We start from the raw sequence: 17,216 nt of genomic DNA, 5'->3' as shown, positions 1-17,216 counted from the left end.
TTTTGTGAGAATTTGCTAAAAAATTAACGGTTACAAATACCGTTAAACAGCCGTTAAATATAACATTAATGTCTTTTATTAACTAATTTTAAAACATGTTTTTAATTTCTTTTATTTGAAATTGACCACTTCAAATTGAATGTTGACTACTCACAATCACTCGTTTCATTTTACTAAAAAGGTTGGAAGAAATTAAAAATACTTAAAGGGTTTTTGAGTAATTCAAATTATCAAATTACTTAAAAGAATCTTTATAATAATAACTAAATAAACTAATACTTAAATGAGATTAAACAAAAGACAAAAGAGGGTAAAGTCTTTAGCTAAATTGTGGCTATTTACTTTTATTTTCTCAGTAAGTTTTTGTGCCAATGCACAATCACAAAAAACAACAATTAATGGTACTGTAACCAATGCAGGGGATGGGTTGCCTATTCCTGGTGTAGCAGTTATAGTAAAGGGTTCTAGTACAGGAGCCGTATCAGATTTTGATGGTAATTTCACCATTGACGCCAAGATAGGCGATGTTTTGAGTTTCAGCTATTTGGGCATGGAAGATAAGGATGTAAAGATAGTTAGTAATCAAATTAGTGTTTCAATGTCTTCTTCCTTAGAGGATTTAGATGAGGTTATTGTAATCGGTTACGGCCAAGTAAAGAAGAAAGAAGTTACAGGTGCTGTATCGAGTGTTAAGGCAGAGGATATAGAGCAAATTGTGACTTCAGATTTAGGTACAGCATTGCAAGGTCAATTGGCTGGGGTAAATGTGATTTCTAGCTCAGGACAACCAGGAGCTCAAGCTGAAATTCTAATTAGAGGTATCACTACAATTTCTGGGAGTAATTCCCCGCTTTATGTTGTTGACGGATTAATACAAGAAAGAGATCCTGGAATTAGTCCTAATGAAATTGAATCTATAGATGTTTTAAAAGATGCCGCATCCACAGCAATTTATGGTACACGTGGTGCTGCTGGAGTTATTTTAATAACAACTAAGCAAGGTAAAGCTGGTTCTTTATCAGTTAGAGCTAGTGCTAGTTATGGTATTAAAAGGCTTAACGGTGAAACGACACGTTTAATGAATGCAAATCAACAAACGTATTTTGAGTTATCAGGTGCTAGGACTAGTCAAACAAATGTTCGTCCTGACGATGAAATTGATATTATTCGTTTATCACCAAATAAGCTTCAGAATGATACCGATTTGTTTGATTATATAGTTATTGATGACCAACCAGTACAAGATTACTCTGTGAATATTTCTGGAGGGACAGATGATATAACCTATAGTGTTACAACAGGTTTGTTTAGTAATAAAGGAACTTTAGTAAATTCTAGTTTTGATAGGTTTAATATTAGAGCTAACACAACTTATAAGCACAAAAAACTTGAAGTAAGAGCTAATGTTTCTGTTATTTCAGAAGAAAGAGAATTTACTCCTGGCGTGCTAGTGGGGCAAATTATTAGATATCAACCCAATAGACAGGATTTATTAGGAGTTGGTCCAGATGAGGCTATTATCACACCAATTGGTGACGATTCAAACAGGGTAAATTGGGTGTTAGAGAGTTTTGAAAACGAAAGAACCCGAGAAGATGTTAGAACACAGACAAATCTAAGTTTGAATTATGATCTAATAAAAGGTCTAAGGTTAACCACTAGGTTTGGGTTTTCTACTACCAATCAATTTGAACATCGATTTAATCCGTTTCGTCAATTTTTTAGTCCAGATGGAAGAGACTTGAGTCCAGCAACTAGTAGTAGTGTGAGAAATGATGCGCTAAAGCGAAAAAATTATAGTTTAGACCTTTATGCTACATACAATTTTAACATTGATAATACTCACGATTTTACATTTACTGGTGGTATGACCTTTGAAGATTATCATACAGAAAGGTTTTCTGCCTCCAGATCAAATGTTTTAAGTAACTCAATTAGGGTACTTAATGGTACCAGCGAAAATCCTAATGTAGGATCTGGTCCTGATTTTCGTCATAGAATACAAGGGGTTATCGGACGTATTCAGTATGGATATAAAGGAAAGTATTTATTAAGTTCTAGTGTTAGAAGGGATGCTTCATCTAGGTTTGGTATAGAAAATAGATCAAATCTATTTCCTTCAATCGCCTTTGCCTGGAATATTTCTGATGAACCATTTTGGAATTCAATAAGTAATACCATAAGTAGTGCAAAGTTTAGAGCGACTTATGGAGAAGTTGGAAATGAAAGCTTTAGTGATTATGCATATGATGCTACAATTACACCAAATATTGACTACGTTTTTGGAACAAATAATATAAACACTGGTAGCACAGATGTATTGGTTAATGGTGCTATTCAAACAGGTTTTGCAAATAGTGATGTAAAATGGGAAACATCAATTCAAACAAATCTAGGTATAGATTTAGGCTTTTTCAAAAACAAACTGACCCTTACTGCAGAATATTATGATAAAACCAATAGGGACATGCTATTTCCAATAGTAACTCCAAGTTCAGCTGGAGGAAGTGGTAGAGCTACAAGAACTTTGAATATTGGTAATATGACTAATAAGGGGATAGAGGTCAGCGCTGGATATAGAGGGAATATTGGTGGTTTAAAGTTTAGAATGAACGGTATTTTTTCAACCAATAAAAATGAAATCACAAGGATAGAGGGTAACGGTGGATTTATCCTTACAAACGATAATGGGCTAGTAAGTCAAGATGGCGGTTTTTCAACAATTACAGCTTTAGCAGAAGGTTATGAGGCTGGGGCTTTCTTTTTATATACCACTAACGGCGTGATAAATACGCAAGAAGAACTAGATGCTTATAATGCTTTAGGGGAACAAGCAAAATTTGGGGATTTGATATATGAGGACAATAATAACGATGGTAGAATAAGTGAAGCTGATAGGGTTTATAAGGGAAGTGGCTTACCTGAATATGAAATAGGGTATAATTTGAATCTTGACTATAAAGGATTTGATTTGTCTATGAACTGGTATGCGGCATTAGGACATGAAATTATGAACGGATCTAAAGCTTCTGCATTTGCATTTGGGAGACATGAAGATTTAGTTTATCAATGGTCTGAAGTCAATTCAAGTTCAAATATACCAACATTTAGAGGTATTTCTAAAAACCACCCTAATTATAGAGGTTATACAGATTTATGGTTAGAAAAAGGGGATTATTTACGTTTAAGACAAGTAACCTTGGGGTATAGTCTTTCAAAAAAACTTACCGAGCGTATTGGTTTAACTAGATTTAGGCTTTATGTTTCAGCACAAAATCCATTAACGTTTACTAACTATACTGGTTATGATCCAGAAGTAGGAGGTGGTATTAGTGCTAGAGGTTTAGACAAAGGGAATTATCCTATCACTTCGCAGTATTTACTAGGTTTAAATTTAAATTTTTAAGAAAGCATGAAAAATTCACATATTAAACAATTATTATTAGTTTTCATTATGTGCTTTATAGCATGTGATGACGATAGCTTGACCGAGACAAATCCAAATCAACTTTCAGTAAGCGTATTTTGGCAGAATTTAAAAGATACAGAAACAGGCTTAGCAGCAACTTACAACAGTATGTTACACGAAAATGTACTGTCCATTCTAGATGAATCTTTAAGGTCTGATGAAGGCTGGCCAGGTTTTGGAAGACCAGTAACAAATAGAGATGGTCTTAAAATATTATACGAAAAAACTTACAATAATAGTAGCGGTTTAGTTCAAAATAAATGGGATGCATGTTACACGGTTGCTTTTAGAGCAAATCAGGTTATTGAAGCCCTTGAGCGTATAAAATCTACATTAGGAGAAGAAGCCCTTGAAGAGTGGACAAAGCAGATGGGACAAGCTAGGTTTTTTAGAGGTTTAATGCATTTTTATTTGCACACAGCATATAACAACGGGAGTATTATTATAAGAGATCGCGTTCCTGTTGAGGATGAGGAGTTTAATCTTCCATTGTCTCCAGCAGAAGAGGTTGTTGCATTCTTTAGGTCAGATTTAGAATATGCTTATGAAAATTTACCCGCTAGATATGATACGCCTAATGAAAATTTAGGACGTGTTACAAAAGGAGCAGCGGCCACTATTCTAGGTACTAGTTACCTGTATAAAGAAGATTATACAACGGCAATGGTTTACTTTAATGATGTTATAAACAACGTAACAGCAGATTACGGTTATGAGTTAGTTGAAGATACCAGTCTATTATTTACAACAGCAGGAGAGTTTAATGCTGAATCTATTTTTGAACTAAACTATACTAGAGATTACAGAACAGATATAGGTGTATGGCAAGATAATGTATTAACAAATCAATTAGGGCTTAAAACTACTAATAATGAAGGGCCTAACTTACCTGCATGGTTAATCAATGCCTATAAAACAGATCAAATGGATCCTTCAGATGAAAGAAACTTTTATGAAGATCCAGATTCTCCATCTGGTTTAACGCTTCGTCCTGTATCGTTAAGGACATCATCTATGATTGCTATAGTTGATGATACGCACTCTCCTTATTATGGAGATTTAACTGGGAATAAAGTCGTTTTAGGAAACAATGGTTGGGGCTTTGGTAGATATAAAAAATACACGAATCATGATATAGGCACTGGCGAAGGGGGAGACCCTAGAGGCTCAAGGGCTTCAGGGAAAAATATAGTAGTGAATAGATTAGCAGATGTTTACCTAATGCAAGCAGAATGTTTAATAAAAACAGGAGATGTAGCAGGAGCGTTAGAGCATATAAATGCAGTAAGACACAGATGGGCACTTCGTTTGTTGGGACCTGTAAACCCTAAATGGGCTGGTTCACTTTTTGATTTAGAAAGCTATGATGAAAATAGTCTTATGGAGCGTTTAATGTTTATAGAGAAACCTTTAGAGATGTCAATGGAGGGACACCAAATACGTTGGAATGATCTAAGAAGATGGGGTATAATAGGAGATAACTTTAATAAATTATCAAATGAAACCTATTACGCTAAGGCGGCAACCGTTGAGAGAGTGGATGGTACTACTAGAAATAGGCAAAACACTTCAATAAGTACAGACCCTGCTGGTGCTAATTTAAATATTCGTTTGAATACTATAGATTATGAGTATGATGAAGCAGCTAATAATTACGACCCAATTATCCATGACTATTTGCCTATACCACTAAATGAAGTTATGAGAAATCCAAACATTAATTAGAAAATAAGATGAAAAATTTAAAATATTTAATATTAGTAATCACCCTTGTTTTTGGGTGTGAAGATGAAACCTTGCCGGAGCAATTTCAGGATGCTACATGGGTTTCTAATATTCGTCCTGGTAATGCATATGTAGTCAATCAAGGACAATCTGTAAGCTTTAGAGATTTGTCACAAGGTGCCTTATCACATGAATTTATTATAGAGGAAGGAAATAAATATTTATACCCAGGGTTTGGGGAGAATGATTCACTACCACTTTTCGTAAATGATAAGTTAGGAACGGTCTCAACAGATAAAGATGCACATGTATTATTTTTAAACCCAGGAATTAATGAAGTAAAACTCAGAAATACCTTTAAAGATTCTGTAACTTATCAAGGTGCTGTTCCTATTCCTGCATTTCAAGAGAATGGTGTTTGGGTTATAGAAAATGTTTGGACTGTTGATGTGTTTGGGCCGTTAAAACCAGCTTTTAAAGTGCTAGATAAAGATGACAATGAAGTTGTTAATATCTCTGGAGATGAAGAAATTTCAATTGAAGATAAAGATACATGGCCAGTTATACAAGTAGAAGCTGGAGATGCTCTAACCTATATTGATTTGACAAGTGAAGATAGACCAACGGGAAGAGCATGGGTTAACCCCATAGGGAAACCTGCGTCCTCAAATGATTCTATAAATGCTGTTGGTTATTTTTCACTTGGTCGTTTTAATGCAGGTAATATTACTTCTATAAGAGAAGGGGATGAATTTCCAGGAGAAAGGGTTAAAAAATTAATACCTTTGGTTATAGAGGTAATCCCTTCCTCGCAACCCTTTATTTATAACGAAGCAGGTGGCATAAAACAAAACAACGATGATTCTATTACAATAGGTGTTACTGGAGAAATAGAACCATTTGTTGGAGCAGAAGATAGTTTTACCGTACGCGTTGTTAATACGGCTGCTAGTTTTGATGAAGAGATACCAGTATTGAGTGCAACAATTAACCCTTCAGATGCTACGAAAATAGACTTAGTACTTTCTCAACCTGTTTATAATACTGACGAAATAACAGTAGCTTATGCAGGAAATGTAATAGAATCTGTTGACACTAGGGTTTTACAAGGTTTTGGACCCATTGATGTACAAATAAATTTTGGAGCTAATATTTTAACCAACCCTAAATGGGGGTTTGAAACAGCTGCTACAACAGGAAATATTACAAGAAAAGCTGGTCTAGATGGATACTGGGCAGGAGGGGCTAATGATCCTAACGAGTATTTTTTTAGAAATACTGAAAAATTTGTATCAGGGTCAGCTTCTTTAAGATATTCCAACCCAAATGGGATTGATAGAAACATCACTTTACAAGGTTATAGCCTATCAAGCCCTAATGGTATACCAGCAGGGAGTTATTTAATGTCTTATCAAGTTTATTTGGAGGTAGGAAATACAATGAAAGGTTTTAGTACATCAAGGTCACCTTTTGGTGTGTTTTCATGGGACTTAGAGACTTTGCCTAGAGGTGAATGGGTTGAAGTAAATAGAGTGGTTACAACGGGTAGTGATATTCCTAGCGGCCAACAGATTAATTTATCAGTAACATCTGGAGACAACTCTGGTGTAACAGGAGAACAGATCATGTATTGGGATGATTTATCTTTAATATTATTAGAAGAAAGACCATAGTTTAGTTTGAGTTAGTTAATTTTAGTTAGCTAATTAGTATGAGGCTGTCGTTTGTTTGTTCGGCAGCCTTTTCAAAACTAATTATGTTACAGATTATTAAAGGTGTTGAAGAGATTATTATATTACATTAAAATAAGGTAACAAAAAGTAAAAAAAGGTTATTATTTTTTCTTATTTTAAATCAATGATTAAAATTTTAAATAAATACTATGAAAAAGAAAATACAACAACTCTTATTTGTTTTCGTTGTTTTGTTGGGTATTCAACATACGTGTTTTGCTCAATTAGAGCAAACAGCTCTGGATAAAATTTCAGCATTAGAGGCTTTAATTATCCAAGCAGAAACTAAAGGTATTGATGTTTTGAAGGAGAAAATGACAGTAAGAACTGCACAGGTATTTTTAGAATATGCCAATTGGGACGAAAATAACATTACAATTAATACAGACTTCTTTAATAAAGTCTCAATTTATAAAAGTAATGCCTCTACATTAGCAAATGACCTTCCAGATTTTGAGCGAAGTGAAGTTATTTTAATGTTGGATGAAGCCATTGAAACGGCAAATAAATTGATTAGTGGCGAAATTAAAAGAAAACCAAGTCCAAAAGTGGATTGGACCGATGTTTCTATTAGTGGGAATCAAATTTTGTTTCAAGGAAAACCCGTTTTTATGAGCGATTATTCCTGGAAACCTTCTATTCCAAAGTTAACAGATTTTTTTGGTAATAAAGATGGTGTTTTTATGACACCTCGAGATGTGTTTAATGATTCGGGTTCAATTAGATCATCATTACTTAATAACATAAACGGTAAAACTAATAGTACTTTTGGATTTATTTTTTTAAACCATAAAGGAGTTCCAGATTGGGCAGAAACAAAATATGGACCAGGTTTTAGAATGCGTGAAGATACTTTTACAGGTTATGATATAGATAATCCTGGAGCACGTGAAATGCAAAGCTTTCTTTTAGGAGGAACAGTACCTTTAATGAAGGGCAAAAAATATACAGATTTAGGTTATATGCTTTGTAATGAACCTCATTTTATCACCACAAAAGATGGAACCAATAATGTATGGGCTTCGGGTCCTGTCTCAGAGCATTCAATAGCAAAGTTTAAAACTTGGTTACAAACAAAACATGGCTCTATAGCCAACTTAAATACTTTGTGGGGAACAAGTTTTCCTTCATTTAATGACATAACTATAGATATTCCTATTGAAAAAGCACTCAAAGGCACTCCTAAATGGTATGATTGGCAACGTTTTAACATGGATAGGGTTACTGAATGGTATCAATTTTTGAAAGATGAAATAAATAAACATGACCCAGAAGCAAAAGTGCATATTAAATTAATACCTGGCATGTGGACAGGTAATAGAAGAGATCATGGGTTAGATTTTGAAGCGCTTACGGAACTTAGTACTATTATCGGTAATGATGCAGCTTCTCATAATTCATATATGTGGGGACCAAAACAAGAATGGGAGTCGCGCTATAATTTTGAGTGGAGAGAAATGTGCATGTCTTATGATTTTTTCAAATCTGTAAGTCCTAATAGTATTAATTTTAATTCAGAGGGACACTTTCTTTCAACAACTAGGTTTAGAGATTTATACCTAAAACCTTCTTATACAAGAATGGCTTATTGGCTAGCTTATATTCAAGGGCTTAATGTAATTCAAACATGGCTTTGGGCTAGAGAGGATGATGGAAATGGTAATATGTCTATTAGATCTCAAGCAGGAACAGGATATGCCGGATCAAATAATCAACAACCTAGAACAGTCAATGCATTAGAGGCTACTGTTATTGACTTGAATGCGCATTCTGAACATATTGCAGCACTTCAAAATGTAAGAAAATCGATTAGAATATTTAATACAAATACAACCGGTATCAATAAGGAAGGAAATATGGATGACACGTTTCATTTATATGAGTCGTTGTTTTTTGATGGTCTTTCTATTGGATTCGCCACAGAAAATATTATTAGAAAGCAAAATAATTCGCTTTGGGATGCTATTCTAGTTTATAAAACGGATTTTGTTACTGATGATGAGTTTAATGCTTTACAAGAATATCTAGATGGAGGAGGTACCGTTGTTATAGATGCTGTGAGTCTTAAAAAAGATGAGTATGGAAGAACACGAAGTACTACTTTGAATACCAATAGTGGAGGAGTAATTATTTCTGCTTCAGATGTATCTGATTTTGCTAATAAAGCCAAAAGCGTTGCTAACACAAAACAAAGATTTCCTAATATTACTTTGTCTGAAAGTAATGATTTAGGTTTAAAAGGATGTGTGTGGAGAGCTTATACGAGTTCAGAAGATAAAGAAATTATATCTATAGTTAACATTGGAAAAACCAAAGCATCAATAACTCTTGGTTTAAAAGGCGCTTCAAATGCCATAATTTGCAAGAACCTTTTAACAGGACAAAAGTTAGATGCGAATTTTGAAATGAATCCAGAAGCCGTTTTGCTTTTGGAAGTAAGAGAGAAAACAGCTGAAGATAGCCAATTTACCATAGGTGTTAATGGTGAAACTTGTCCTGAAAAAAAAAATGGGAAGATTAGTATTGTTGCAGATGTAGAACAAAACTATGAAGTTACATTTAATGGTACCAGTACAAATTTCAATAAAGAATTGGACTTGGAAAATATTGTTCCAGGAACTTATGATTTGTGTATTTCAGTTGTAGGTGACACTTTTAATCAATGTTACACTTTAGAAGTTGAATCGGCATCAGAAATCACAGGAAAATCTTCATATAATGCTAATAAAATTTCAGTTGAAATAGAGGAAGGAACGGCACCTTTTACGGTTAATGTTAATGGTGAATTGGTTTATGAAACGTATTCTGATTCTTTTTCTTTAGAAGTTAATCATGGTGATGTCATGCAAGTAAAATCTAGTAAGTCATGCGAAGGGGCATTCACTAAAACCATTAATTTTTCAGGTCATATTAAAGCATTTCCTAATCCAACAAAAGGAATGGTGGAGTATATGATACCAACTAAAGAAAAACAGGTAACTGTAAATATATACAATATTCAATCGCAGTTAATCTCTTCAAAAGTATATCCTGTAAAATCAGGTAAAGTTCATTTAAGTTTAAAAGATAAACCAGTTGGAATTTATTTTGCGAAAGTATTATTAAATGAACCTATAAATATTAAAATTATTAAAAACTAGTTTGATGAAGAATGTAATATATTTAATAATCATAGGCATTTTGACGTATTCTTGCTCAGGAGGAGGAGATGATTCAGATACACAAGCTGAAAACAAAGCACCAACAAAAGTGTCAACATTGACTTATCCAACAAATAACTTATTGTGCATTACAAATGTTTTAGATTTTCAGTGGGAAGCTGCTTCAGATCCTGATGGTGATCCGGTTTCATATGTATTGGAAATCTCGCAGGATAATGGATTTACGGCAATAGATGAATCCTTTACAGTATCAAATACCAATAAAACGGTAACTTTAGATAAAGGAATTGCTTATTATTGGAGGGTCAAAGCAACAGATAGTAAAAACTTAAGTAGTGATTACTCTTCTGTTTATCAGTTTTATACTGAAGGTGAAGGGAGTTTAAATCATTTACCGTTTGCGCCAGAACTCTTATCGCCAGAGTTAAATACTACTATAAGTAGTGGTACTGTTAATTTGAACTGGAAAGCCAATGATGTAGATGATGATTCTTTAACTTATGATGTTTTTTTTGGTACTGAAAATCCACCAGTTAATAAAGAAGGAGATAACCAAGGAGAAAATAATTTGACCGTAAATATAAATGCTTCAACAGATTATTATTGGAAAGTTATTGTGAAAGATAGTAATGGAGGTCAAACTATAGGTCAAGTTTGGAGTTTTTCCACCCAGTGATTTTTATTATTAAATAAATTGAATTAAATTTTGAAGGTATTTATGAACATTTTTTTTAAAAGAGTCTTTACGGTAGTTATTTTTTTATCTTATATACAATTAACGGCTCAAATACCCGCTTTTCAAGATAGAAGTTTTGTGAAATTAGACCACTGGAAATTTTCAAAAGGAATAGATAATCAAGGACATCTATTGACTAAAAGTGATTCGAGTTGGCAAGATGTGATTGTTCCACATACATACTCCATGGATGCCATTAAAGGCATTGGGTATTACAAGGGACAAGCATGGTATAGAACGGTACTTAAGGTACCGGAATCTATGAAAGAGGATCGTGTTTTTATTCGCTTTGAAGGTGTAGGGCAAGAAGCAATAGTCTATTTAAATGGCAAAAAAATAGGAAAGCACATTGGCGGATACTCAGCATTTTGCTTTGAAGTAACTGATAAAATAAAGTTTGAAGGAAAAAATGTGTTAGCTGTAAATGTGACTAATGCTCCCAATTTTAAGCGGATTCCAGTTGACGATGCTTTGTTCAATCATTATGGAGGTATTTATAGGCCTGTTCTAGTGTTTTCAACACCTAAATGCAATATAACGCCAACATATTTTGCATCTTCAGGTGTTTTTATTGAAGCTACGGAGGTAAAATCAAATAGAGCTAAGCTAGAAATACGCACCCATATTTCTAATCAATCTTCGTTAAATGAAGTAAAGATTAAATATATTATAAGAAATAAGGCAAACGAGATTGTGAGAGAAGCTGAGAAGTTATTTCAGACAATTGGAAAAGATTTAATTGCCACAAATCATATGGAGCTAGATCATCCTATACTCTGGAATGGAAAACTAAATCCATATCAATATAGTTTAGAAGTTCAGTTGATTTGTGGAAATACTATTGATAAAATCACTCAAAAATTTGGAGTAAAAACATACCAAATAGATAGTAGTAAAGGTTTTATTTTGAATGATGAACTTTATAATTTACATGGGGTATGTAAGCATCAAGAACAAGAAGAAGTTGGTCCAGCCATGAGTGAAGGGCAGTTAGTTGAAGATATGGAACTCATTGATGAAATTGGTGCTACAGTTTTAAGATTGTCACATTATCAGCATTCTGATAGAACCTATGAACTAGCTGACGAAAAAGGAATTTTAGTTTGGACAGAAATTCCATATGTTCATGATTGGAGTGGAAGAGAAGGAGGTAATGCAAAACAACAATTGAAAGAACTTATTTTACAAAACTATAATCATCCAAGCATATTTGTTTGGGGTTTGTGGAATGAAGTACGTGCATGGAGTGGAGAAAAGACCCCACCTGTAGTTTTAACTAAAGAATTAAAGAAGTTATCTCATGAATTAGATAAAACTAGATTAACTATTTCTGCTAGCGATAGAGATATTGTATCGACTATGGGCGGAATTACAGATTTGCAAGCATGGAATAAATATTTTGGCTGGTACACGCCATCTATTGACGGGCTTTCAAATTGGTTAGATTCATCCCATAAAAAATTCCCAAATACAACAATTAGTATTAGTGAATATGGTGCAGGAGGAAATATTCAACATCAAGATATAAATAGGTTGGAGAGACCTAAAGGAGCGTATTTCCCTGAGCAGTTTCAAACAGAATATCATGAGAAGAGTTGGGGAATAATAAAAAACCGTCCGTTTGTTTGGAGTTCTTTTGTTTGGAATATGTTTGATTTCTCTGTTGCCGGATGGAATCGTGGAGGAGTAAGAAACCTAAATCATAAGGGGCTTATTACTTTTGACAGGAAAGTAAAAAAGGATGCTTTTTATTTTTACAAAGCCAATTGGAGTGATAAACCAGTTCTATATATAGCCGAAAGAAGACATAAAGATAGAACTCAAGAAAAAACGTCTGTAAAGGTGTATACAAACTTAGAAAAAGTTACTTTATATGTGAATGATAAGAAGATTGAAACGAAAAAGTTAACTTCAGATATTAATAGTATCACATTTAATGATATTCGACTTAAAGATGGAAAAAATACCATTAAAGTAATCTCAAAAGGAAATTCTTTGAAATTAGAAGATAGTGTTATTTGGACTTTAAAAAAATCTGGTTTAGCTTTAAAAGTTGAATAAAACCTAAAGTTCCATAAAATGAAACAAATAGGTGTATTACTTTTAGTTGCTTCACAAGTTTTATGGGGACAGACTAAAAATGATATTTGGACTTTTAAGAGTACAGAACTTCCTTTTAAAGATTCACTTTTGGTATGGAATGATAGTCTACCTAAATCTTGTCCTGTAACGTATTCTTCATCAATAAAAAGTCTAGCTTTTACACAAAGGTTTGCTAATTATACTAAGGCAGATACTTGGTATCCTACATGGGCATCAGATGGTAATTTATACTCACCTTGGACAGACGGTACCATAGGAAGTAATATGAAATTTGTGTGGTCTGGAGCAGGAGAGAATTCCAAAAGAGGACAAGCAAAAATTGTTGGTAATGACCCCATGCATTTAGAGATAGAGGATTATAAAATATTTAAATCTTCAGCATTACCTTATCAGGGACGATACCCTTGTGGAAGTTTATTTTATAATGGTGTTTGGTATTATGGATCTTACACTATAGATCAACCAAAACTAGAAATTAGAAAAAAATACGGATGGTATGTTCAAGGACCATTTGTTGGGTTTAGGTATTCTAGTGATAATGGAGAAACTTGGGTTGAATCACAACATACTCCAAGTAAACCATTATTCCCTGAACATTCAAGAAACGAATTAGATTTGGAAGCTGGTAAACAGGGACCATTTATAAAAATGGGAGCACCTCATTTTGTCGATTTTGGTAAAAACATGCAACATTCTCCAGATGGAAAAGCATATTTGATTGGTCACGGATCTCTAAATCCAGACTCTAAACCTCGAATATCTAATAACTCATGGAATTCAGCTGATGCCGTTTTTATGGCTAGAGTTACACCTTCTATTGAAAACATGAATAATAGATCTAAGTACGAATATTTTTGTGGTTTTAATAATGATGGAAGTGAAAAATGGACTAAAAATTTTTCAGAAATAAAACCAGTGTTTGAGTGGAATAACTATTGTGGTATTGTAACTATGACTTATGTAAAGCCACTAAATAAGTATTTAATGTGTATTACTAATGGACATAAAGGTATAACCACTCGAAAAAAATATGACACTTATATCTTAGAGTCGACGAACATTACAGGACCATGGAATATGGTAACTTATATGGAAGATTTTGGTCCCCAAGCTTATTTTGTAAACATCCCTTCAAAGTTTATTAGTGAAAACGGCAAAACAATGTGGTTATGTTATTCTGCAAATTATATGCTAGAGAAAAAAAGAAATAACAAGACTTTTTTAAAACAAACAAAACCTATAGGAAGTGCTTATTCTTTGTGTTTGCAGGAAATTAAACTTTCGGTTGATGGAAAATGAAATACTTAAAAAGGATTAATAACTAATTAACATAGAAACTCACATTAATTAGAATTGTTATGCTTTACAAGAACAGAAGGGTAAGTCTTTTTTAATGATTCCATAAGTTTATTTGTAGCAGTTGTATGTTTTTTTGAAATATTTTTTAATTCGCCAGGATCTGTTTTGTGGTCATATAACTCATAATTAAACTTAGGAGCATTTCCAGATACAATAAGTCTGTACTGGTTGTCTACGACTGTTGCAGAACCTCTCCAAAAACTTAGGACATCATCTCTAACTTTAATCTTAGGGTTATTAATAACAGGGAGTAGAGATATGCCTTCTAAAGGGAGATAGGTAGCTGTGTTTTGTAAGTTACATACATCTATTAATGTTGGGTAAAGATCAATTGAAGCAGCCAAAGCATTAGTTGCTATGCCTTGTTTTTGTGGCTGAGGTGTTTTTATAATTAGTGGGCTATGTAAAGCTCTTTCTAGAGGAGTATGCTTCCCCCAGACATTATTCTCTCCAAGGTGCCAACCATGATCGCCCCAAAGTACCACAACAGTGTTTTCTGAAAGCCCATTTTCTTTAAGGACCTTTAGGACTTTACCAATTTGAGTGTCAATGTAACTTACACAAGCCATATAAGCTCTACGAATATCTTGAGCGTCTTTTTCAGATAATGTTTCTTTACCTTGAGGTCTTTCAAAAGGGCGATTAGTTTTGTATTTATAGAATTCAGCACTCTTGTTAGCTTTTCTGGTTTGCCCTTTTTTCATGGCGTTTTTAGAAGGAATTTCTACGTTTTTATAAATATCATAATATCTCTTTGGAGCAACAAATGGTAAATGAGGCTTTAAAAAACCTAAAGCCATAAAAAAGGGTTTGTCTGATTTTTTGTAAGTTTTGAGGTGGTTTATAGCAGTTTCTGCAAACATCCCGTCAGGTAGTTCATTATCTTTAATATCTGGAAATAATGAATAAGGCATATAGCCAGAACCATCATCACGATCTTTGCCATTAGGATAGGCTACAACTAAAGATTGTTTCCAATTGCCTAAAGGAGTTAATACTTTATCCCAGGCATTTGGTAAATCGTGATTAGTACTATCTCTTATAGCATTTTTATTTAACCACCCATCATCAGAATGTGAAATTTTTCCAATACAAACAGTTTCATAACCATTTTTCCTAAACAATTCGGGCATAGTTCTGGCTAAATTAGAAGCCCCACGAGGTATAGCATTAAAAGCTTCCTTGTTATGTAGTTCATTTTTAGTCCTAGGGTATCTACTTCTAAGCATTGAAGATCTTGATGCGCCACAAGTAGCCACTTGTACATAATGGTTTTTAAACAACCGTCCTTCAGAAGCCAATTTATCTATTTCAGGTGTTTGAGCAAATGCTACGTCATAACAGCCTAAAAGCGGTCGAAGATCATCAACAGCAATGAATAAAACGTTTGGTTTGCTTTTAAGACCATCAGGCTCTGTTGTTTTAGATTGGATATTTGAATTGCCACAATTAAAAAGCAATAGCCCCATAAATAAACTACTAAATACTATTTTAATAAGTGTCATGTGAATTTTAGGAAATAATGGTGTAGAATATGATGTTTTAAGCTATAAAGTTAACGTATTTATGGCTTAATTAGAAGTATTTTCGACTCTAAATTATAGAAAAGGAATAAACTAAAAATAGATCACAAAAAAAGCCCAAAACAAAAGTTTCAGGCTTTTCTTAGTGACCGGGCTGGGGCTCGAACCCAGGACCCTCTCCTTAAAAGGGAGATGCTCTACCAACTGAGCTACCAGGTCATTATTTCAACACTAACGTTGCTTTGTTTGTTGTTAGCGGGTGCAAATATAGAATGTTTTATTAATAAAACAATACTTTTTTAAAAGATTTTTTTGTTTTTTTGCGTCACTAAAACGTATGTTTTTAATAATCAATTTATAGAGAGAAAATGATTTTAGTTTTAATTGGGTATATGGCTTCGGGAAAGTCGACTTTAGGAAGAATTTTGGGAAAGAAACTAAACTATGATTTTATAGATCTGGATGATTATATAGAAGAAAAAGAACAATTATCAGTAAGCGATATTTTTAAATCTAAAGGAGAAATATATTTTAGAAAGAAGGAAACGTTCTACCTAAAAGAACTTTTAGATAATAAAACTAATTTAATTTTATCATTAGGAGGAGGGACACCATGCTACAGCAATAACATGGATTTACTCACAAACAATCCCAATGTAAAAAGCATTTATTTAAAAGCTTCAATACCTACTTTAGTAACAAGGTTAAAAAATGAAAAAAGTAAACGCCCATTAATTGCTCATATTGAAACAGATGAATTACTGGCAGAGTTTATTGGAAAGCACCTTTTTGAGCGTTCTCAGTTTTATAATTTATCAGAAATCACTATAACAACCGATAATAAAAAAGAAGAAGATATAATCGAAGAATTAGTTTTGAAACTATTCTAAAACAGCTTCAAAAGTTTTACCTTCTAGAACTACATTGACGTGTTCATGCAAGGAAGTAGATAAAGAAATACCTTTAAAGTCTGCTTTTACAGGATATTTTTTATGATTTCTATTTACCAAAACGGCTGTTTTAAATTGCTTAAGAGGTACGTTTAAAAAATGTCTTACACCGTAAATCAAAGTTGTACCAGAATTTAAAACATCGTCTACAAGTACCAAAGACTTATTTTTATAATCGTCTGATGAAATTGAGGTTTCAATATCAGAGTGAGGATGCTTTTTGTCAATAGAAACTTTACAAAGAATAGGGTTTATATCAGAGATTTTTTGAAGTACCGTTTTTAATTTTTTTGCAAATACATAACCATTCTTATCAATACCTGCAAGAATGACTTCTTTTTCATTCACATTGTTTTCATATATCTGAAAAGCAATACGCCTAATTTTATGATTGATCTCGTTATGATTAAGGATGATATTATTCTTAACAGTCATAATTGTTTAATTCTAAAATTAA

10 protein-coding genes and 1 tRNA gene are annotated in these 17,216 nt (G+C 33.2%); 8 read left to right on the top strand and 3 right to left on the bottom strand.

The window, feature by feature from the left end; translation table 11 throughout:
* Positions 1-283 precede the first annotated feature (283 nt).
* The 7 genes from EM932_RS08255 to EM932_RS08225 all read left to right on the top strand — a co-directional run bounded on the left by EM932_RS08255 (position 284) and on the right by EM932_RS08225 (position 14,226).
* On the top strand, positions 284-3,406 hold the full coding sequence (locus EM932_RS08255) for a SusC/RagA family TonB-linked outer membrane protein (RefSeq protein ID WP_135876713.1): 3,123 nt from the start codon (positions 284-286) through the stop codon (positions 3,404-3,406).
* A 6-nt stretch (positions 3,407-3,412) separates the two neighbouring features.
* Positions 3,413-5,194, top strand: a complete 1,782-nt coding sequence (locus EM932_RS08250) for a RagB/SusD family nutrient uptake outer membrane protein (protein WP_135876712.1) — start codon at positions 3,413-3,415, stop codon at positions 5,192-5,194.
* Between the two features lie 8 nt (positions 5,195-5,202).
* Positions 5,203-6,867, top strand: coding sequence for a hypothetical protein (locus EM932_RS08245; RefSeq protein WP_135876711.1), 1,665 nt, complete (start codon positions 5,203-5,205; stop codon positions 6,865-6,867).
* Between the two features lie 209 nt (positions 6,868-7,076).
* The gene (locus EM932_RS08240) at positions 7,077-10,067 is read left to right on the top strand and encodes a beta-galactosidase (RefSeq protein ID WP_135876710.1); all 2,991 of its coding nucleotides are present in this window, start codon (positions 7,077-7,079) and stop codon (positions 10,065-10,067) included.
* A gap of 4 nt (positions 10,068-10,071) precedes the next feature.
* Positions 10,072-10,764 carry a hypothetical protein gene (locus EM932_RS08235; protein WP_135876709.1) on the top strand — a complete coding sequence of 231 codons (693 nt, stop codon included), beginning with the start codon at positions 10,072-10,074 and terminating at the stop codon, positions 10,762-10,764.
* A gap of 42 nt (positions 10,765-10,806) precedes the next feature.
* Positions 10,807-12,885, top strand: coding sequence for a glycoside hydrolase family 2 protein (locus EM932_RS08230; protein ID WP_135876708.1), 2,079 nt, complete (start codon positions 10,807-10,809; stop codon positions 12,883-12,885).
* Positions 12,886-12,903: 18 nt separating this feature from the next.
* Positions 12,904-14,226, top strand: coding sequence for a DUF4185 domain-containing protein (locus EM932_RS08225; RefSeq protein WP_135876707.1), 1,323 nt, complete (start codon positions 12,904-12,906; stop codon positions 14,224-14,226).
* A 44-nt stretch (positions 14,227-14,270) separates the two neighbouring features.
* On the opposite strand, the gene EM932_RS08220 is transcribed toward EM932_RS08225, so the two are convergent.
* Positions 14,271-15,791 carry a sulfatase gene (locus EM932_RS08220; protein WP_135876706.1) on the bottom strand — a complete coding sequence of 507 codons (1,521 nt, stop codon included), beginning with the start codon at positions 15,789-15,791 and terminating at the stop codon, positions 14,271-14,273.
* Between the two features lie 164 nt (positions 15,792-15,955).
* A tRNA-Lys gene (locus EM932_RS08215) sits at positions 15,956-16,028 on the bottom strand.
* 149 nt (positions 16,029-16,177) lie between these two features.
* Between EM932_RS08215 and EM932_RS08210 the strand changes: the two genes are divergently transcribed.
* The gene (locus tag EM932_RS08210; RefSeq protein WP_135876705.1) at positions 16,178-16,699 is read left to right on the top strand and encodes a shikimate kinase; all 522 of its coding nucleotides are present in this window, start codon (positions 16,178-16,180) and stop codon (positions 16,697-16,699) included.
* Here EM932_RS08210 and EM932_RS08205 read toward each other — a convergent pair.
* Positions 16,691-17,194: a phosphoribosyltransferase domain-containing protein gene (locus EM932_RS08205; RefSeq protein ID WP_135876704.1), complete on the bottom strand. Its 504-nt coding sequence runs from the start codon at positions 17,192-17,194 to the stop codon at positions 16,691-16,693. The two genes, EM932_RS08210 and EM932_RS08205, sit on opposite strands and share 9 nt — an antisense overlap.
* Between the last annotated feature and the right edge of the window lie 22 nt (positions 17,195-17,216).

The organism is Flavivirga rizhaonensis (assembly GCF_004791695.1).
Lineage (GTDB): Bacteria > Bacteroidota > Bacteroidia > Flavobacteriales > Flavobacteriaceae > Flavivirga > Flavivirga rizhaonensis.
Note: the sequence above shows the minus strand (reverse complement) of the source record. Positions and strands in the feature narration are given on the sequence as shown.